This window comes from Thermobifida sp., assembly GCF_017577275.1.
Taxonomy (GTDB): Bacteria; Actinomycetota; Actinomycetes; order Streptosporangiales; family Streptosporangiaceae; genus Thermobifida; species Thermobifida fusca.
Genome location: NZ_PITY01000020.1, coordinates 205275 through 224667, shown reverse-complemented (window position 1 = coordinate 224667; position 19393 = coordinate 205275). Strand labels below are relative to the sequence as shown.

Genomic DNA, 19393 nt, shown 5'->3' with positions numbered 1-19393 from the left:
CCGGATGCAGCCGGTGGCCTTTTCCCTGTCTCCGAAACGCGGGGGGAAGCACGGTACGCGGAGTTCCACGGTGTTGGAGCGGCTGTCCGCGCACCACCCTGTAAGCAGGATGCCCACCGGTGTGCCGGCTGGGCGTGGGGAGAGGCTGGTCTAGCGCGGTGTGCTGCGTGCCGAGGCCCACGGGGAGGGGAGCTGGGCGCGGCCCTTCAAGTGGTTGTCCAACGCTATGCACGCCTCCCGGAGCTCCGGCGGGTCCGCCAGGTGATCGCGCAGGCGCTCGACCATGCGGTCGTATATCAGGTCGATCTCCGGGGCGATCACGGTGTGGCTCCTTTCGAAAGCGATCAGGTAGGGGCGGATCAGCGCGGGCGGGTCAACGTTCAGCTCCGGTTCGCGATGCGTGGGAGCAGCGGGCTCGCGGCGCGGGTGAGCGGCTGGGTGTGGCGTGGCCTGGTTTGGGGGAGCGGATTTGGTGCTTCGGCGGGAAGCACAGCAGTTTTCATCAGATATTCCTGGGCGGCGGCGGTAGATGCTCTTGCAGAGCGCTTCCGGGACGGCGCCGAGCCTGGCACCACTCGCGTTCGTTCGCGCGAGGTAAACAGCGCGGGGAGACACGGCTTCCGAGTGCCTGTGTTGCGCTGTTCTCCGCCTCCGTTGTCCTTTGATGAGACGCCCCTCCCACGTCTCTGTGCTGGAGTGCTTGTGGAACGTTGACGAGCATGGAAGCTCCCGCGGTGGAGTGGCTGGAAACAGTTTCGGGTGTGTGGGGCCACCGGCCACGGACCGGTGGCTTTGTTCTGTGCCGTGGTGTGGGCGAGGGGTCGGCACAGCAGCTTGAAGTCCTTGGGGTGGGGATCGGGATCAGAGGTTAGATCCGGGGAGGGGAGGATCGGGTAGTCGGGTGGCTCCCGGCGGGGCGAATAGCGCCCAGACGGTGTAGCCGCCGCTGTCGATGTTCCAATGGCCCCAGTCAGCGGCGAGAGCAGCTACCAGATGCAGCCCGCGTCCCCCGAGGGAAAGAAGGCCGGTGTCGGTGCGGGTGTGCGGGATGCTCGGCAGGCGGGTGTGCGGGTCTGCTTTAGGCCCCTGGTCGGCGACGGTGACGAGCACGAGGCCAGTGCGGAGGGCGGAGAGCGTCACCGAGATTTTGCCGCCATCGCCGCTGACGCTGTGGTGGCAGGCGTTGGCGAACAGTTCAGCTACCACCAGTTCGGCGTCGTCAACCGCGTGCGGGTAGTCGGCGAGACTGCGGCGGATGCGGTGCCGCAGCTCGGGACAGAACGCAGGGTCTCCGGGCAGTTCCCAGAACTCCGAGACGGTGAGCCGGCCGGGACCAGAACCAGGTGCGGACAGGTCGGGTTCCTGGTCGTTGGGGTTGGGAGGAGTGTCCATCAAGCTGCCTCCCGCAACGCGGCGCGCCGCGCAGCAACCGGGTTCACCCGGGAACGGGTGACCGCTCGGTCGAGGCCGCACAGTGCGGCAGCGGCGTGGTTGACCTGGGAGACGTGCGCGGTACCGGTGCGGCCCCAGATGAACCACTGGTTACCGGCGATGTCCTCCACCACGACAACGGGGACCAGCCGCGTGCGTGTGCGGACGTAGAGCACCGGGTGACTTGTGGCCGACAGGGCGATGAGGGCAGTGACGCCGAGGGAGCGGATGGCGTCAGCGAGCCGGGAGAGGTGGGCGGTGCGGTCGCTGGTCTGCTCTGTTAAGGGGAAGTGGCCGATTTCAGACATGGGAGAGCTCTTCACGCAGTGGAAGACTCCTGATGCCTTCCGTGAACACAGAGCACTATAGAACCGTTTCGATTGGTGTTTCTTATGTTTCTAGAAACATTTCTTGAGTGGTTGACAGGTTGGGACGGGAGCAACCCGAGCGACTAGGCTCTGTCCCAGCCCTAGACATGAGGAGGTTGCCATGACAGTCAGGCGGCCCACCGTGGCAGGCCGCGACCTCGGAAGCGAGTTGCGTGAGATCCGAGAAGAACGCGGACTGTCCATGCGGGAGGTCGCCCGGCGGCTCGACTGGCCCGCCTCCAAGCTCTCCAAGATCGAAACAGGGAAACAAGGGACGAAACGGGAGGATGTGGCTTCCCTGTTAGCGATCTACGGGATCACCGGGCAGAGACGGGACTACCTGGTGAACAAGGCGGGAAAGGTAGATAAGCCCGGGCACTGGGAGAAATCCGGGCTTGATGGCGGCCTCTCCAGAGAAACCAGAACCCTCATACGTCTGGAACGAGACGCAATCCAGATCCAGAGCGTCGAGCCGCTGCTCATACCAGGCCTGCTCCAGCTCCCCGAGTACACCCGCGCCCTTATGAAGGCATGCGGAGTACCGGAGCAAGATATCGAGGTTCGTGTTGCTGCTCGGCTAAGCAGACAGGCGATTCTGAGCCGGGAACCAGGCCCTGCCTTTCAGGCTTTCCTTGATGAGAGTGCCCTCCGACGTCCTGTACTCCCTCCCAAACTGATGGCGCGGCAGTTGCGCCACCTCGTGGAGACAGCCGAACGTCCCAACGTGACTCTTCGCGCTCTTCCATTCTCTTTAGGAGCACACAACGGCTTGGACGGCTCCTTCATGCTTCTCGACCTGCCCGAACAGAAATCCGTAGTGCTCCTGGAACATAAAATCTGTGCTCTCTTCCTGGAAGACGAGGAAGAAATCAAGTTCTTTAGAAAAGAAGTAGAGCGCTTGAACGAAGTAGCTCTCACCCACGTTGATTCCATCAACCTCATTGCACAGATCGCAAAGGAGCTGGAGGAATGAACACCGCAGGTAAGACGCTCGAGTGGCGTAAGAGCAGCTACAGCGGCCGGGACTACAACTGCGTCGAGGTCGCTGACCTCCCCGGTGCCACTGCTGTCCGCGACTCCAAGAACCCGGACGCCGCAGTGCTGGCTTTCCCCACAGCTGAATGGGTCGCGTTCCTGCAGGCAGCCCGGAGCAAGCACCTCTAGAACACCTGGTGAACAGGGTGGAGGAGGGCATGGAGACGCCCCGATCACAGCCCTGTTCGTCGGATAGCCGTTAGCTGCCTTTCCAGTGGTCTGCCGCAGGCCACGCCTACAAAGGCTTCCTGTGCTGAAACCTCAGGCATCCGGTTAGTAAGAGCTGTGATATCGAGGTTTTTCTTTGGAGTCGAAAGATTCATTGTAAACGAATCGGGGAAACCTACATCTAGCTCTCTGGGATGGATAAGTTTCTAGCTCTTTGAAGTAATATAGAGAGGTTTGAGTTTCACCTGTGGCTGTTGTGAAATAAGGAAAGAATCTCTCTTTGTGGGAATGTTTGACCGCGTCACACAGGATGTTCAAAGGTCTAGTGCATGGGCGCAACAGACAAGAAATTGAGGTGGCGTAAAAGCAGCTACAGTGGAATTAATGCGGATTGTGTTGAGGCCGCTGAGCTCCCTGGTGCTATTGCTGTCCGTGACTCTAAGCACCCTGAGGCTGGTGTGTTGTGCTTCTCTTCCGCTGAGTGGGTGGCGTTCCTCCGTATGGCGCAAGAAGAGCGTCACTGAAAGGCGGAATCTGGGCTTAGCAGCAGCCCTCTGAACCACATCGAGAGGTCCGGGTATATCTAGCTCCCGGTGTGGCTAGGAGGCTGGTGTTGCCAGACGTCGCTCAGGAGCCGCGGGACGTGGTGAGAGTCTCGAAGTGCTCTCGAGCAGCTGCTCTCTGAATCATTGACAGACTTCACCAATATGGATAACGCGAGAGAGCCATGGTCACCGACAACATCAGCGTGTCTGTTCAGGCCTGGCACATGTCGACCCTGATCTTGCGTTCAACGGCTTGACGAACACGGCTGGGGCGACGATCGGGACAAAATGACTCCGCTGCTGGTCGGGCTGGCTGAACTGCGCCCCTGGGTGCACCAGTAGCACACCACCCCGGATGAGTACGGGCAAAGCCCTGCTGACTACCTGGATGAAGACCTCGCCGAGCTCAAAGACCGCACCGACATCACCGACAGCGACATGCAAGCATGGCGACCTAAAACCACCACCCGCAGCCGTAAGCGAAGAAGAAGTAACGTCCATTGAATGCGGCGTCGAGGGCTGGAGTTAGGCGCTAGCCCTCGACGCCGCTGCTGTTCACGGCCCCGATCTGGCAGACAGGGCGCCCCGTCCGGACTGTTTTCGAGGGCTGAACGTCCTTGGACTCATCTGGAAACGGCAGATGGGCTTTTGAAAAGGCATAAAGCACCGGAAAAGATGGTGTTTCCGCTCTAGGGTCTAGATGACAGTCCACGCAGGAACGGATGGTCTGGGGAGACGACTGTTCACATAGTGGGATACTCGCGGGCTCCCACCGGGACAGAGCTCGCAGCTATTGCGTCTCTGGTCCCTGGGGGCAACTTCCGAATTGCCCAGAAGCCGCTGGGTCCGTGTCTCTTGCAGGTACCAGTGTTTGCCGGAACCTCGTGACCGGAGCACCGCCAACAGAGCTATTGATGAAATCGTCGTTAACACATAAACTGGGGTGCGTTTCCGCTGTCGGACTTGTTGACACGGCCACGACAGACCGCGGACACCGCCACCAGTGACAGTCGTACCCTTGAGAGAAGTGCTGAACGGGGTCGGCGGCTCCCACCGGTCACCTGCGGCATACATCCCCTGAAATGCGAGAAGGGTTTCATACGGCGATGACGACATCCCACCCTGCCGCCAGCGGCAAGCGGTTCATCGGCGACCTCATCGAAATCCCCGAAGCGATCCACGACGGCGACCTCGTCTTCAAGGTCTCCGAAGGGACCGGGGGGGTCGACGAGGAGAAACAAGCCCAAGCGATCCGCGACTACGTCGTCACCCCACAGCTCGCCCGCAACTTCGACGAAGCCCTCACCACCATCAAAGGTGCGCTCGCCAAAGGCCAGTCCCGCGCCACCTACCTCAACGGGTCCTTCGGCTCCGGTAAAAGCCACTTCATGGCGGTCCTCCACGCCATCCTCCGCCACGACCCTGTCGCCCGCGGCCTGCCGCGGATGCCCGACATCCTCGCCAAACACGACGACTGGCTGGCAGGCAAGAAATTCCTGCTCGTCGCCAGCCACCTCGTCGACGCCGAATCCATCGAAGCCGCCATCCTCGGCGGATACGTGCGCACCGTGCGCCGCCTCCACCCAGATGCCTCCGTCCCACCCGTCTACCGGGCCGACGGACTGCTCGCCGACGCACGGGAACTCCGCGCCCGACTCGGCGACGAAAAATTCATCGCAGACCTGCCGAACCCTAGAGGAGCCACGGCATCCAGTGGATGGGGCAACACGCCCTGGGCTGCTCACTCGTGGACTTCTGAAAAACTCGACGAAGCCTTCAACGTTCCCGCCGGAACCACCGACCCTGAACAGGCCCGGCTCCGCAACAACCTGATCAGCGCCCTCCTCGGCAGCCACTTCAAACGCTACGCCGACGTCGTCCACGGCAAAGGCGAAGCCTTCGTCACCCTCGACGAAGGCCTGTCCCTCATCAGCCGCCACGCTAAAGAAGAACTCGGCTACGACGCTGTCGTCCTCCTGCTTGACGAGCTGATCCTGCGCTTCACCCGATTCCTCGGCGGCGACGAGGCACGCATCAACGCCGAAGCGCAGAAAATGTCCAAGCTGGTGGAATCCTCCGAGTCCTACCGGCCCGCCCCCATCATCAGCTTCGTGCCCCGCCAGCGTGACCTGCGCGACCTCGTCGGCACCAACGTCACCGGCGCCACCGGCGGCCTGTTCGACACCCTCAAATACTGGGACGGCCGCTTCGGCCACATCAAACTCGACGACAGCAACCTCAGCGAAGTCGTACGGCACCGGCTGCTGCGCCCCAAGAACTCTGAGGCTGCCGCGGAAATCAGCGCCGCCTTCGAGCGCATGGTCAACACCCGCCCCGAAGTGCGCGACACCCTCCTCGACTCGTCCGGCGGGGAAGCCGACACCTGGGACGACTTCCGCGCCCTCTACCCGTTCAGCCCGGCACTGCTGCACGTCATGGTCGACCTGTCCGCGGCCCTGCAACGCCAGCGCAGCGCCCTCAAACTCATGCAGCAGCTGCTCATCGACCACCGCACCACCCTGCCCGTCGGCCAGCTCGTGCCGCTCGGCGCCATCCTCGACGTGCTCGTTGCGGGGGAAGACAAACCCTTCCACGACCGGCTCAGCGTCGAATACGAGAAAATCCGCAACTTCTACCGCGACAAGGTGCGGCCCTGGCTGCTCAGCCGCCACAAACTCACCGAAGAAACCGCAGCCAACCTCGACGTGCGCAACCCGTTCCGCGCCGAAGACCTGCTGGTCAAAACCATGCTGCTGGCGGCCCTCGTGCCCAACGTGCCCGCGCTCAAAGAAATCACCGTCAGCCGGATGATCGCCCTCAACCACGGCATCATCCCCGCGCGACGCACCGGACAAGACATCGCGCGGACCGCCGCGTTCTTCCGGGAACTCAGCGCCCAATTCGGTGAAGTCCGCGTCGGCCCCGGCGACAACCCCACCATCAGCCTCAACCTGCTGCGCGTCGACACCGAATCCCTCATGCGCAGCAGCTACCACGCCGCCAGCGACCAGGCCATGCGGCGGCTGTTCAAACGCCTCCTGTGGGAAGAACTGGGCCTCGAACCGGACGCCACCCGCACCCACATCCTGTGGCGCGGCACCCTGCGCACCGTGGAACTCGACTTCGGCAACGTCAGGTCCGAAGACTCCCTCATGCGTCAGCGGTTCGAACCGGAAGACCCCGCGGCGATCCGGATCGTCATCGACTACCCCTTCGACGAAGGCACCCACAGCCCGGCCGAAGACCGGCAGCGCGTCCAGGTGCTCCGCGAAGAATTCGACAACCCGCCCGCCACCCTCGTCTGGCTGCCGCACTTCCTCTCCGAAAGCCGGCAACAGGACGCGCGACGGCTCCTCATGATGGAATACCTGCTCCAAGACGGCGTTATTGAAGAAAAAGCGCCCGACTGGAGCTCCGACGACCGCCGCGAGGCCTACAACCAGATCGACAACCAGGCCACCCAGCTTCGGGAACGGCTCCGCGGCCTGCTGCGCAGCCTCTACGGGGCCACCGAACCCGACGACACCGAAGTCGGCGAACGGGTCACCCAACACGTTGAAGCGTTCCTGCCCAACGTGGACATCGCCATCGAAGCGGGTAGCCAGCTCCGCGACGCCCTCCAACGCCTCGCCGGGAAACTCCTCGACCACCTCTACCCCGAACACCCCGACTTCACTGCGACCAGCGGGGCCCGGCGGGAAGTGCGCCGCAGCGACCTCAACGCGGTCCTCCACGCTGTGGAGAAAGCCAAAGCCGACAGGTTGCAGCGCTACGAGCCGGAAAACAAAAACGAGATCCAGGCGCTGCGGCGCGTCGCGCAACCGCTGAACCTCGCCACAGTCAGCGAAGTATTCGTGCTCCGCGATACGTGGCTGACCGCGCTCGACGACGCGGCGCGCACCGAATACGCCGACATCACCGACATCAAAGTCCGCGACCTGAAGAAGTGGATCCGCGAACGCGGCGACGGCAAAGGACTCCCCGACGACATCGTCGACCTGCTCGTCCTCGTCTACGCGATCCAATCCGACCGGGCATGGATCCGTGCGGGCAGACGCTACACCCAGGTCGCGATCGGCAGCCTGGAAGGCGACATTGTGCTGCGCCGCCAGCCCTTGCCCTCGGAAGAGGACTTCGCGATCGCCAACCAGCGGGCCAAACTGCTGTTCGGCCTGGAACCCCAGCCTGTCCGCAACGCGCGGGCCGTGCAGCGGCTTGCTGAACAGCTCAAAGAAAAAAGCGTTGACTGGTTTGCCGCTACCGAGAGTCTGCTGAGCCAGCTCCAGCGGCACACCGAGATGCTCGAACTTGACGAAGAAGCCCCGCGGCTGCGCACCGCGAACATCACCTACGACCTGCTAGGACAGATCCGCGGCCAAACCGAAGACAGCACGCTGATCACCGCACTCGCCCGCGCCGACCTGCCCGGAGACGCTGCTGTCTACAAGGTCAGCATGGAAACCGCTGCCAACGTGGCGGCAGCACTCGACGGCGCGCACTGGAAGTTCCTTCGCACCCTGGAGAAAATCGCCAAAGGCGCAGGCGAGCACGCCCCGGAGGCTAGGAGACTACTGCAAGAGCTCAGAACAGTAGCGCGCCACAACGAGCAGCAAAAGAAGCTCGCCACCGCGCTCGACCAGATCACCGGCGAGGCGATCGCGCTTATCGAAAAAAGCGTTGCCCCCTCCACTCCCGGCGGTGAAAAGAAGGACGACTTCTCTGGCCCCAGACCGGTCACGCCTCCTCCGCCGCCTTCCTACACCAACGCCGAAACCACCATCCGGGTGTCACCCGGCGAGGACCCGGCCGCGGCCGTCGCTAACCTGCGCAGCAGGCTCAACATCCCTGAAGACACCGAACTTGAGATCATCGTGCGGGTGGTGCGCCGATGACCACTGCCACGACAACCGTTCCGCCCGTCACCGTTGACGCGGTCCGCGGCGCGCTCCGGCGCGCCCTCAAACGCCAGCAGCGGCGCGCAGAACGCGACCCCGCCGCGGCCCACGCCCGCGCGGTCGCCCTGCGTGCCGCCCCCCAATGGGCGGGACCCGACGAAATCACCGTGGACCACGACGGGCGCCACGTGAACGCCCGCGTCGTCCCCGCACCCACCGTGCTGGCGCTGCTCGCCGAACTCAGCCGGCCCCGAGACGCCGAATACCTGGTGCTCCTCACCCCATGCACCACCCAAGAACTCGGCAACACCCTGCTCTCCCGGCTCGTCGGGCAAGAAGTCTTCACCGTCAACAACTGGGAACTAGTCCTCGACCAGCTCGACCTGCGCCACCTCGACCCGCGCCTCTACTCCCGGGAATGGGCGTGGCTCGCCAACGCCCTCTACGACATCAGCCTCGGAACCGAGTGGCGGAAAAGCAGCACCATCCTCAAACTCGACGACGCCCTCCACCGGGTCGCTGCGGCCCGCTTCGGCTACGAGGACGCTGACCGGCTTGACGCGGCCGCACTCCTCGACTGGACCCGCGACCCTGCCCGCATCACCCAATACACGTCCCTGCCCGAAGAAGAACGCGTCGGGCTCCGCCACGCCCTTGAACAGCACATCGGCGCGGTCGCCACCGTCGTCTTCCGCCTCCTCGACCGGCAGCAGATCTCCGACACGCTGCCGCTCGGACTCGTCTTCCGCGAACTCCTCGACCCCGCCAACAGCAGCCTGCCCGGTGTGACCGAGACACGCATCCGCATCGAAGAACGCTTCCTCGGCGCACCCCCGCCCAGCCTCGACGAACTGCGCCGATTCGCAGACAACTGCGAAGCCGCTCTGCTCCGCCTCATGGACGGTGCGGAACACGACACCGCCATCAGCGCCAGCAGGCGGGCCGAAGAAATCCTCGCCGCCGTCGGCGCGGACGCGGTCGCCAACAACAGCCAACTCCTCGCCAGCGGACTCCACGCCCGGCTCGCCACGCTCGGCGAACACATCAGCGAACTCCTCCACCCCGGCAAAGACGATCCGCAACCCCGCGACCTGGGGCACGTCGAAGAAGCATTCACCCGAGTCCGCGACCACCGGCGCTGCGACCCCACCGCCCCCGAATTCGTGGGCGCGCTCAACGCGGTCCGCCTGCTCCGCTGGCTCGCCACCGACCCAGCACCCCCCACCACCGTCGCCGACGGGGTCGCCTCCCACATGGCCGTCACCGCGTGGGTGGACCGTGCCGCCAGCGCCCTATACACCTCCGCCACCGACAACCCGGCGCTCAGCGAGGCCTACCAGCGGCTCTACACGCGCGTCCGGGAACGGCGCGCCCGCATCGACGAAGCATTCGCCCGCCGTGTCGCCGCGTGGACCGAAGTGTCCTCGCACACCGACGAACTGCTCCTCGCCGAAAACCTCCTCAAACGGATCGCTGTCCCCGTCGCGAAACAGCAAGCCCCGCTCATCATCCTGCTCGACGGGATGAGCGCCGAAGTCGCCGTGCAACTCGGGGAAGACATCGCCGCCAGCGGACAATTCATCGAAGTCGCCCGCAGCGACCGGGGACGGGAAGGAGCACTCGCCACCCTGCCGTCCATCACCACCTGCTCGCGGGCCTCCCTGCTGTGCGGCACCCTCACCACCGGCGGGCAGAGCGACGAACGCGCCGGATTCGCCGCCTTCTGGCGGAAAGCCGCCGCCGGAGCCCGCCCCAGCGCCCTCTTCTACCAGCGGGAACTCGCCACCGGCCCCGGGGACCGGCTGCCCGCCGACGTCGAGGCGGCCATCGACGACACCGAACAGGTCGTCGCCGTCGTCCTCAACATCGTCGACGACTCCCTCGCCACCGGCCGGGAAAGCGACACCGCGACCTGGCGGGTCCACCGCATCGGGAAACTCCGCACCCTCCTCGACACCGCGCACCGCGCCCACCGGCCCGTCATCCTCGTCTCCGACCACGGCCACGTGTGGGACCGCGACGAAAACCGCAAAACCAGTGACGGGGAAGCCGCCCGCTACCGCACCGGCACCCCCCACGACGGGGAAATCCTCGTCACCGGCGACCGAGTGCTCGCCGGAGGCGGCAGCATCGTCGTCCCCTGGGACGAACGCATCCGCTACACCTCCCGCCGGGCCGGATACCACGGCGGCATTTCCACCGCCGAAATGGTCATCCCTGTGCTCGTGTTCCTCCCCGGCAAAGAACTCCTCCCCGACAGGTGGGAAACCCTGCGGCCCACCCAGCACGAACCCGCCTGGTGGAACCAGTCCATCGCCACCCGCCTTCCCGACGACACCACACCCACCCCGAGACGGGCTACACGCGCCCCCGCCGTCGACGACGACAACGCGCTCATCAGCCGCGCCGAAGTCGTGCGCAGCCTCGGCCAGCGGATCGTCGACACGGCCGTGTTCGCCGACGTCCACCAGCAAATCCCCAAGAGTCCGCCCAAGGAAGAAATCGCGGCCGTCATCGACACGCTCGCCGAAGTCGGAGGCGACCGGCCCCGCCTGCCCGTCGAACGCGTCGCTGAAGCCGCTGGGAAAGAACCCTTCCGCGCGGCACGATTCCTGAAAATGGTGGCCAAAGTCCTCAACGTGGAAATGTTCCCGGTGCTCGTCCTCACCGACGCCGACCGAGCCGTGGAACTCAACATCCCGCTGCTTAAAGAACAATTCCCGGAAGGTGCCTCCTAGGTGAAAACCGTCAGCGCCGCCCGCCGCCGCGAAGTCCTCGACGCGCTCCGCCGCGGAACCGTGCCCCAAAACGGCCTCGACCTGTTCGCCGTCGGACTCGACCGGTACGAAACCGTGCTCGACGAGGAACTCGCCGCCGTAGGCGCGGGCAGCGCAAGCTTCAAAGCCGTCCGCGGCGAATACGGTTCCGGAAAAACCTTCTTCTCCCGCTGGCTCGCCGAACGCGCCAAACGCGCCGGCTTCGCCGTCACCGAAATCCAAATCTCCGAAACCGAAACCCCGCTGCACCGGCTCGAAACCGTCTACCGGCGGCTCACCGAACGCCTCGCCACCGCCACCCAGCCGCCCAGCGCCCTCCGAGAAATCGTCGACAACTGGGTCTACACCCTCGAAGAAGACGTCCTCGACCACGGCACTGTGCCCAGCGGCGACGAACACGCCCTCACCCAAGCCGTCGCGGAACTCCTCGAACAACGCCTCGCCGGAGTCGCCCGCAGCAGCCCCGCCGTGGCCCTTGCCCTCCGCGGCTACCACCGCGCCCAAGCCGAAGGGCAGCACGCCATCGCCGACGCGCTCGTCGCCTGGCTCGGCGGACAACCCAACGTGGCCGCCGCCGCGAAACGCTACGCCGGAATCAAAGGCGACCTCGACCACTCCGGGGCCCTCGCTGCCCTCCAAGGCCTCCTCACCCTGCTCCGCGACTGCGGCCACCCTGGGCTCCTCATCGTCCTCGACGAACTCGAAACCCTGCAACGCACCCGCTCCGACACCCGCGACAAAGCCCTCAACGCGCTCCGCCAACTCATCGACGAAATCACCGCCGGCCGCTTCCCCGGCCTCTACCTCGTCATCACCGGCACCCCCGCCTTCTACGACGGGCCGCAAGGCGTGCAACGCCTCGCCCCCCTCGCCCAACGGCTCGCCACCGACTTCATGCCCGACCCGCGCCACGACAACCTGCGGGCCGTCCAAATCCGCCTCCCCAGCTTCGACCTCGACCGGCTCCACCAGCTCGGCACCACCGTCCGCGACCTGTACGCCAACGGAGCCGAAGCCCCCGACCGGATCCGCGCCCGCGTCGACAACACCTACATCCGCGACCTCGCCCAAGCCGTCGCCGGAGAACTCGGCGGCCGTGTCGGAGTAGCCCCCCGCTTCTTCCTCCGCAAACTCGTCGACGTCATCGACCGGGTCAACGACATCCCCGACTTCGACCCGCGCATCCACTACCAGCTGACCGTGCGCGCCAGCGACCTCACCGAAACCGAACGCAACACCTGGACCCCGCGCGCCGCATCCGCCGATGAGGTAGAACTCAGCCTGTGACCGCCCCCACCAGCTTCGACCTGCTCCACCCCACCCTCGCCTACCACGTCGCCAACACCCTCGGCTGGCCCACGCTGCGCCCCCTCCAGCGGGAAGCCCTCGCCCCCCTCATCAACGGCGACGACGCGGTCCTGCTCGCCCCCACCGCGGGCGGCAAAACCGAAGCCGCTGTGTTCCCCCTGCTCACCGCCATGGCCAACCAGCAGTGGGACCGCGTCTCCGTGCTCTACGTGTGCCCGCTCAAAGCCCTCCTCAACAACCTGCTGCCCCGCCTCCAGGGCTACACCGGCTGGCTCGGCCGCACCGCCGCCCTCTGGCACGGCGACGTCACCGCCGCGGCCCGGCAGCGCATCCTCCGCACCCCGCCCGACGTGCTGCTCACCACCCCCGAATCCATCGAAGCCATGCTGGTGAGCACCACCGTCGACCACCGCGCCCTCCTCGGCAACGTCCGCGCCGTCATCGTCGACGAAGTCCACGCATTCGCCTCCGACGACCGCGGCTGGCACCTGCTCGCCGTCCTCGAACGCCTCACCCGGCTGTCCCAACGGCCCCTGCAACGCGTCGGCCTCTCCGCCACCGTCGGCAACCCGCACGACCTCCTCACCTGGCTGCAAGGCAGCAACGCGGGCAACCGCCCCGGCCGCGTCATCGCCCCCGGTGTGCCCCGGGTCAGCCCAGCCGCAGCGAAAAACGGGCCACCACCCGGCGAAGTCGAACTCGACTACGTGGGCTCCCCCGAGAACGCTGCCACTGTCATCGCCGCCCTCCACCGCGGCGAAAAACGCCTCGTCTTCTGCGACTCGCGGCAACTCGTCGAACGCATCGGCGCGGCCCTCCGCGCCAAAGGCGTCACCGTGTTCCTCTCCCACGCCTCCCTGTCCGTCGACGAACGCCGCCGCGCCGAACAAGCCTTCGCGGAAGCCCGCGACTGCGTCATCGTCGCCACCAGCACCCTCGAACTCGGCATCGACGTCGGCGACCTCGACCGGGTCATCCAAATCAACGCGCCCGCCACCGTCGCATCCTTCCTGCAACGCATCGGCCGCACCGGGCGCCGCCCCGACACCACCCGCAACTGCCTGTTCCTCGCCCTCAACGACATGGGCTTGCTCGGCGCGGCCGGGCTCCTCCACCTGTGGGGACAGCATTGGGTGGAACCCGTGCACCCCACCCCCGAACCCCGGCACATCGTCGCCCAACAACTCCTCGCCCTCAGCCTCCAAGAACCCAAAGTCGGAGAACGGCTGTGGACGGAATGGTGGAACGGGCTCGCACCCTTCACTGAAGGGGAGCCGATCCTCGCCCACCTGCTCCGCGAAGGATTCCTCACCAGCGACAACGGCATGCTCATCGTCGGCCCCGAAGCGGAACGCCGCTTCGGGCACCGGCACTTCGCGGAACTCACCAGCGTGTTTACGGCCCCGCCCGAATTCACCGTGCTGCACGGCCGCACCGAAATCGGCCGCACCAACCCGGCGCTGCTGTCCGCAGCCGAACCCGGGGAAGGGCCGCGGCTGCTCCTGCTCGCCGGCCGCAGCTGGGCTGTGACCGGAGTCGACTGGAAACGGCGCCGCTGCTACGTGGAACCCGCAGACAGCGGGGAAGGACGAGCCCGCTGGGACTCTGGGACTGTGCTCGGCTGGTCGTTCGAACTAGCGCGGGCCGTGCGCGACGTGCTTCTCGGCACGGATCCACCCGTGAAACTGACCCGACGTGCCGTCGACGCTTTAACGCACGCCCGAGACCGGCACGCCGACCACGTGCACCCCGACGGCACCGTCATCACCCGCAGCAACGGGGAACTGCGCTGGTGGACGTGGGCGGGCACGCGCGCCAACCTCACCCTGCGCGCCACCCTCAGCGGGATTGTTGACCCGGGCCAGCAGGTCCGCGACACCCACCTGCGGTTGAGCGGGGACGTGGACCGGACCCGGTGGCGGGCCATCCGCACGGCTGCCGCCGAGCGCATCGTGCTGCCCGAAGTCGACGACAAAGCCCTGCACGGGCTGAAATTCACCGCAGCGCTCCCTCGCCACCTCGCCGAACGCACGCTGGCCGCCCGGCTCGCCGACGTTGCAGGGGCACGGACTGCGCTCACCGAACCCACTCGGTTCGTCGTGGGGGAGTAGGCCCTCAGGCTGTGCGATGGGTCCGTTCTTCGCCCGGCGCGACCAGGGGAGCGAGGGGCCTGCGGCTGTGCTCCTTTTCTCGAGCGTGGGTGGCTGCTGCGGAAGGCGAAGGCCGCAGCGAACCCCCGCTGGTCTGGTACCGCGTTGGGGTGATCACTCTTCCTGAGTGAGAAGCTGCGCTGTTTCCGGAGGCCCGTAACGTCCCGTACCGGGATGGAAGACGACGTCGTCGCGGAAACAGTAGTAGAGCTGGTGCCAGTTTTCCAGCTCCCGAGCGTGCTTCTCCCTGTTCTTATGCAAATAGTTTTTTCTTAGCACTACAAAAGCTACGAGAGAGGCTCCTGCCAAGAAGGTGGTGACGCCGTAGAAGGATCCCGCGAAAAGGAACATGATGGCAAGGCCGGAGAGAATGCTGGAGATCCATCCTTTGAGGCTAAAGAGGCTCTTCAAGATGCCTCTTTCTCACTCTTTGGCCATAATAAATATGCATACAACAAGAACGACAGGTACCCCTGTCAAGAATCGGATGAAATCCGGTCCGAAAGCTGCGAGGGCGTAGATGGCCCCCTATGAATATGAGGCATCCGGGGGGATCCCAGGGGTGCTCGTGAGAAAGCTGGGAAGCAAGACTGTTCTGAGAGAAATGCCTCACAGAATAGGAGCTGTCCCCCACCCACCCGGTGGTGTACCCCGTCGTGCTTCCTGACCCTACAATCGACGACACTTTTCTTATCTGGTCGTTGTTCAAGCAGACCGGGCATTGGATCACGGCGGTCCTCCGCTGATCACTGCAGGTTGACTCGCGCTCGCAGACTTCTCTCAGAGCACATGATTCACCGCGGGTTTACAGCACCCGGACTCTGCGGATCAGTCCGGAAGGCGAAATAGAACTGAGGGCGCGGAAAATCAAAGAATCAAGCCGCGTATGAGTACTGAGCACGCGTCGACCATGCGAGACCCCCTCATCGCCGAGAGCGGACTGTCCCCCTGTGTCCTGCTGTCGCAGTGCTACCTGCTTTTACCACACCGAAGACAAGAAATGCACGAGGAGAAAGAGATTGTAGGCCTATGGAAAAGGAAGCTAATGCCAAGTTGCCAACTTTTCTTTTCTGCTTTTCGTGGTGATCGGTAGAGGCCCTCGTGCCGCTGCCGCTGTTCAGGTCAGGGAAATATCCGCTTCGACGGGTTGCGTTCTTTTGTTTCTGGAAAATCCTTTCCTGGCGGGCTGTATGGTGGACACAGAAGGAGCATCCGCTTCGGTGTGCGGCGGGACCGGTGGCGTCTTCCCGCAGCCAGCAGAAGTACGCAGACACTGTCCGCTACGCCACCGCGGGCCCGGCATCCCGCAGGGGCACTCCCAGAGCAGTCAAGCCCGCCTCAAGCGTCAGGAGGAGACGGCCACTTGGGGGAGCAGGCTCGAACAGCGGGCAGCCAGTCGAAGCCTCACGCCACAGACAGCGCAACCAGAAGAAGCGAGGATCGAGGGCGAGTGCACACAGGGGGAAAGGCCGCAAACCCGTCATGGAAACCGGTTAGTCACCCACGACCGCTGCGTTTGATCAACGACTCTCAACAGCGGTGGAAACCCCTGTTCGGAATATAAGAAAAAGCGCAACAACCGTTCCCTGATTCAGTGCGAATTCAGGCCAGAATGCTATCGGGCGCTGCAATCACCGTCCGAAGGCAGAACAGATAATCCGTCATTATTACGCGCCCAGGAAAACAGGAGAAGAACCCCCTATCCCAGGACCTTGCCTGAATCCACAGCCAGCACCCGCTCAAGACCTCGTCCAGCAAACAAGACGAACAGTATCCTGACCGACTTGCTGCCACTACTGAAAGCTCACGCTACTGCACGCAGCGCAAAAGGAACAGGCGTTCGGGAATCAAATGCCCGCTCCACAAAATTAGGGAATTTCCGGTACTTCTCTTCAAAAATTCTGCGGTGTGGGACACCGTAGCGAAGGCATACAGTTCTCCGGAGGTTCCCCATGGTGTTCCACTACGGGCGACTCACCCGACGCGGCGGACTCGACCCCCGCACGCTCACCTACGCGGTCCTCGACCTCGAAACCACCGGCCTCAACCCCAAGCGAGGAGCCCGCGTCTGCGAAATCGCCGTCGTACGCATGCGCGGCGACGGCACCGTCCTCGACGAATACTCCACCCTCGTCAACCCTGGATCCTCGATCCGCAACTCGGCATTCCACGGCATCACCGACACCTGGGTGAAAACCGCGCCCAGCTTCGACCAAGTCGCCGGCGACCTCCTCGCCTACCTCGACGGCGCCATCGTTGTCGGCCACAAACTCGACTTCGAAGAAAAATTCCTCGCCGCCGAATTCGCCCGCCTCGGTGTTCCCCTCACCGGCATCCCCGGACTCTGCACCCTCGTCGCCGCCCGCTACCAACTCGACCGCTACGGCTACCGCCTCGCCCACCTCCACCACCTCCTCACCGGCCGGTGGCCCACCGCGGAACACAGCGCACTCGGCGACGCCCGGTCCCTCGCCGCTGTCCTCACCGAACTCATCAACGCCGCTCCCCAACCCCTCCACTGGGACGGACCAACCCCCGCGCCCCTCCCGCAACTACCCCGCACCCGCATCATCGCCCCCCGCGCGGCCGCACTCCGCAAAGGCAGCGAAGGCTGGCTCGCCACCCTCACCGCACGGCTCCCCCTCATGGTCGACTCGCCTCCGCCCCGGTCCGAGGCTCTCGACGACTACCAGGCGATGCTCGCCCACGCCCTCTCCGACGGCCGCGTCGTCGGCGAAGAAGCCGAACAACTCGCCCTGCTCGCCTCCCGCGCCGGACTCACCCAAGAAACCGCGCGCGGCGTCCACGGAGAATTCCTGCTCCGCGCCCGCGACCGGGCTGAAGCCGACGGCGTCGTCACCGCAGCAGAACTCCGCGAACTCCAACGCGCCGCGAAAAACCTCGCAGTCAGCCACCTCATCAGCGACCTCGAAGAAGCCGCTGCAGCCGAAAAAGCACGCCGCAACGGGCCCCTGAAAGGCTGGCGGATCCTCCCCGTCGGCGAAGGCAAAGAACTCACCGACGTCATGGACTACGCGGTTGACCACGGCGCGAAAGTCGCCGCGAACGTCACCAAGACCGTCCGGCTCGTCATCGCCCCCGACGGCGTAGAAACCACCAAAACCGCGCAGGCCAGGGAACGAGGAGTCCCCATCCTCACCCCCAAAGAAGCCTGGACCCTGCTCAGCGCCGAAGTCGAACAGAAGCAGCGCGGGGCAGCACTCGTCGCCGACACGCGGGCTGGGGACGTGGCTGCGCGCATCGCCGCCGAGCAAGCCCACGAACAGGCCGGGGAAACCACCAACGAATGGCACCAGTTCTGGCGCCCCCGCGAACTGACCGACGCCGAATACCGGGTCAAGTTCGTCGACCGGTTCGCCGACGAAACAGCACCGGTCTTCACCTCGAGCAAAACCACGCAAAACGGAGGATGCGCCGGGGCGATCCTGCTCCTCGCAACCCTCGCCGGTGCTGCGGGCACGGTGCCGGGCCTGGTCGGTTGAGCCTGGCTTCACACGTCCTCGCTGGCCGCACGTGGACGGCGTATGCGGCCAGCGAGGACCGCATAGCCGGGGGAGTCAGCGGTTCCGCTCACCGGAACAGCAGCATCAACCAGGCTGCTGGCCCTCCCACAGTGAAGGGAAAACGGCATGTCTCTGGTGGGAGCTATGTTCTCGCTGACATGGCTAGGACCACATTGGCGGAGTAAGCGGATGGGAGGGCGGTTCCGTGCCAGTCTCCGATCCTCAACAGGAACGCTCCCATCGAACCGCTATGCAGCAACGTGAAGAACGGGCCGCCCTGTTCGCTCTGCTCCTCGCCAAGCGCACCGCGTGGTCGAAGATCGTGGAGGAGATCCTCGACGCGGACAGCGTACGGGCCGTCCTAGAGAAGACTTTCCGGACGCGGAACATGCCCTGCGGCACCGAAGACAGTCCACTTGAGCGTGCGATCGCCAAAGCCCGAGCTTTGCTGGACCAGTGTGCCTCGCACGGAGTCGGTGTCCACGCCTTTTGGGAGGACCACTATCCAGCGGCGCTCCGCGAAATCCACGAAATGCCTCCAGTGGTCTTCACCAAAGGCGCAGTCGCCCATGACCGTCGTGCCGTCGCCGTTGTCGGACCGCGCAGACCGTCCCCGCGAGGCCGAGCAATCGTGAGCGGCGTCGCCGAAGCGCTCGTCGAGCGGAACATCACAGTCGTCAGCGGACTGACAGCGGGGGTCGACACGGTGGCGCACACTGCTGTCCTCCGCCGAGGAGGCAGGACTGTGACTGTGCTTGGAACTGGGATCAACCACTACCGCCCGCGGGGCAGCCGGAAGCTCCAGCAGGAAACCGCTGAGCGGGGGATGGTACTCAGCCCATTCCTCCCCGACACCCCTGCCGCACGGGAAAACCTCACACTGCGAACCGCGGTGATGAGCGGTTACGCGGCCGCCACCATTGTTGTAGAGGCTGGAGAACACAGCAGTGCGCGCGCCCAAGCGCACATCGCACTCCGCCACGGGAGGCCGGTGATCTTCACCCAGGAACTCCTGGCCAACCAGTGGGCCCGGGAGCACAGCGAACGTCCCGGAGTGTACGTGGCATCGGGGATAGCGGAACTGGTCGAAGTCGTGGACAGCATCCTCGCAGAGGCCACGATGACCGCCGATGAATTCATCGCTGCGCTTGAGACGTCGACATTTGACTGGTGAAGCTCGGTAATTCCAGAT

The 19393-nt window shown here is 64.9% G+C and carries 13 protein-coding genes; 9 read left to right on the top strand and 4 right to left on the bottom strand.

The genetic code is table 11. The annotated features are described in order from the left end of the window. Positions 1-150: 150 nt before the first annotated feature. The 3 genes from CW348_RS06055 to CW348_RS06045 all read right to left on the bottom strand — a co-directional run bounded on the left by CW348_RS06055 (position 151) and on the right by CW348_RS06045 (position 1739). A complete protein-coding gene (locus CW348_RS06055; protein WP_011291149.1) occupies positions 151-321 on the bottom strand; it encodes a hypothetical protein in 171 nt (56 codons plus the stop codon). Positions 322-861: 540 nt separating this feature from the next. Next, positions 862-1392, bottom strand: a complete 531-nt coding sequence (locus tag CW348_RS06050; RefSeq protein WP_011291151.1) for an ATP-binding protein — start codon at positions 1390-1392, stop codon at positions 862-864. Then, complete coding sequence (locus CW348_RS06045) at positions 1392-1739, bottom strand: hypothetical protein (RefSeq protein ID WP_016188298.1); 348 nt, start codon at positions 1737-1739, stop codon at positions 1392-1394. Before CW348_RS06045 ends, CW348_RS06050 begins: the two co-directional genes overlap by 1 nt. Positions 1740-1920: 181 nt before the next feature. Here CW348_RS06045 and CW348_RS06040 point away from each other — a divergent pair, with 181 nt between their 5' ends. The 7 genes from CW348_RS06040 to CW348_RS06010 all read left to right on the top strand — a co-directional run bounded on the left by CW348_RS06040 (position 1921) and on the right by CW348_RS06010 (position 14638). Further along, a complete protein-coding gene (locus CW348_RS06040) occupies positions 1921-2772 on the top strand; it encodes a helix-turn-helix transcriptional regulator (protein ID WP_016188299.1) in 852 nt (283 codons plus the stop codon). Further along, positions 2769-2963 carry a DUF397 domain-containing protein gene (locus tag CW348_RS06035; protein WP_011291155.1) on the top strand — a complete coding sequence of 65 codons (195 nt, stop codon included), beginning with the start codon at positions 2769-2771 and terminating at the stop codon, positions 2961-2963. Before CW348_RS06040 ends, CW348_RS06035 begins: the two co-directional genes overlap by 4 nt. A 368-nt stretch (positions 2964-3331) precedes the next feature. Next, on the top strand, positions 3332-3526 hold the full coding sequence (locus CW348_RS06030) for a DUF397 domain-containing protein (protein ID WP_081430391.1): 195 nt from the start codon (positions 3332-3334) through the stop codon (positions 3524-3526). Positions 3527-4653: 1127 nt separating this feature from the next. Then, positions 4654-8439: a phage resistance protein gene (locus CW348_RS06025; protein WP_287463092.1), complete on the top strand. Its 3786-nt coding sequence runs from the start codon at positions 4654-4656 to the stop codon at positions 8437-8439. Next, the gene (gene pglZ, locus CW348_RS06020; RefSeq protein WP_061783642.1) at positions 8436-11180 is read left to right on the top strand and encodes a BREX-2 system phosphatase PglZ; all 2745 of its coding nucleotides are present in this window, start codon (positions 8436-8438) and stop codon (positions 11178-11180) included. Before CW348_RS06025 ends, pglZ begins: the two co-directional genes overlap by 4 nt. Continuing rightward, positions 11181-12506, top strand: a complete 1326-nt coding sequence (brxD, locus tag CW348_RS06015) for a BREX system ATP-binding protein BrxD (protein WP_104612530.1) — start codon at positions 11181-11183, stop codon at positions 12504-12506. Further along, the gene (locus tag CW348_RS06010; protein WP_011291159.1) at positions 12503-14638 is read left to right on the top strand and encodes a DEAD/DEAH box helicase; all 2136 of its coding nucleotides are present in this window, start codon (positions 12503-12505) and stop codon (positions 14636-14638) included. The genes brxD and CW348_RS06010 overlap by 4 nt, the downstream gene beginning before the upstream one ends. Before the next feature lie 153 nt (positions 14639-14791). Here CW348_RS06010 and CW348_RS06005 read toward each other — a convergent pair whose 3' ends face one another. After that, the gene (locus CW348_RS06005; RefSeq protein ID WP_104612532.1) at positions 14792-15088 is read right to left on the bottom strand and encodes a hypothetical protein; all 297 of its coding nucleotides are present in this window, start codon (positions 15086-15088) and stop codon (positions 14792-14794) included. Between the two features lie 1541 nt (positions 15089-16629). Between CW348_RS06005 and CW348_RS06000 the strand changes: the two genes are divergently transcribed. After that, positions 16630-18180 carry an exonuclease domain-containing protein gene (locus CW348_RS06000; RefSeq protein WP_011291161.1) on the top strand — a complete coding sequence of 517 codons (1551 nt, stop codon included), beginning with the start codon at positions 16630-16632 and terminating at the stop codon, positions 18178-18180. A gap of 271 nt (positions 18181-18451) precedes the next feature. Beyond that, complete coding sequence (locus tag CW348_RS05995; RefSeq protein ID WP_016188304.1) at positions 18452-19375, top strand: DNA-processing protein DprA; 924 nt, start codon at positions 18452-18454, stop codon at positions 19373-19375. Positions 19376-19393 lie beyond the last annotated feature (18 nt).

Bases quoted from the DNA above. Each gene is read 5' to 3' on its own strand.
- CW348_RS06050 (WP_011291151.1), bottom strand. From the start codon at position 1,392: ATGGACACTCCTCCCAACCCCAACGACCAGGAACCCGACCTGTCCGCA.
- CW348_RS06045 (WP_016188298.1), bottom strand. From the start codon at position 1,739: ATGTCTGAAATCGGCCACTTCCCCTTAACAGAGCAGACCAGCGACCGC.
- CW348_RS06040 (WP_016188299.1), top strand. From the start codon at position 1,921: ATGACAGTCAGGCGGCCCACCGTGGCAGGCCGCGACCTCGGAAGCGAG.
- CW348_RS05995 (WP_016188304.1), top strand. From the start codon at position 18,452: ATGCAGCAACGTGAAGAACGGGCCGCCCTGTTCGCTCTGCTCCTCGCC.
- CW348_RS06030 (WP_081430391.1), top strand. From the start codon at position 3,332: ATGGGCGCAACAGACAAGAAATTGAGGTGGCGTAAAAGCAGCTACAGT.
- CW348_RS06000 (WP_011291161.1), top strand. From the start codon at position 16,630: ATGGTGTTCCACTACGGGCGACTCACCCGACGCGGCGGACTCGACCCC.
- CW348_RS06025 (WP_287463092.1), top strand. From the start codon at position 4,654: ATGACGACATCCCACCCTGCCGCCAGCGGCAAGCGGTTCATCGGCGAC.
- pglZ (WP_061783642.1), top strand. From the start codon at position 8,436: ATGACCACTGCCACGACAACCGTTCCGCCCGTCACCGTTGACGCGGTC.
- CW348_RS06035 (WP_011291155.1), top strand. From the start codon at position 2,769: ATGAACACCGCAGGTAAGACGCTCGAGTGGCGTAAGAGCAGCTACAGC.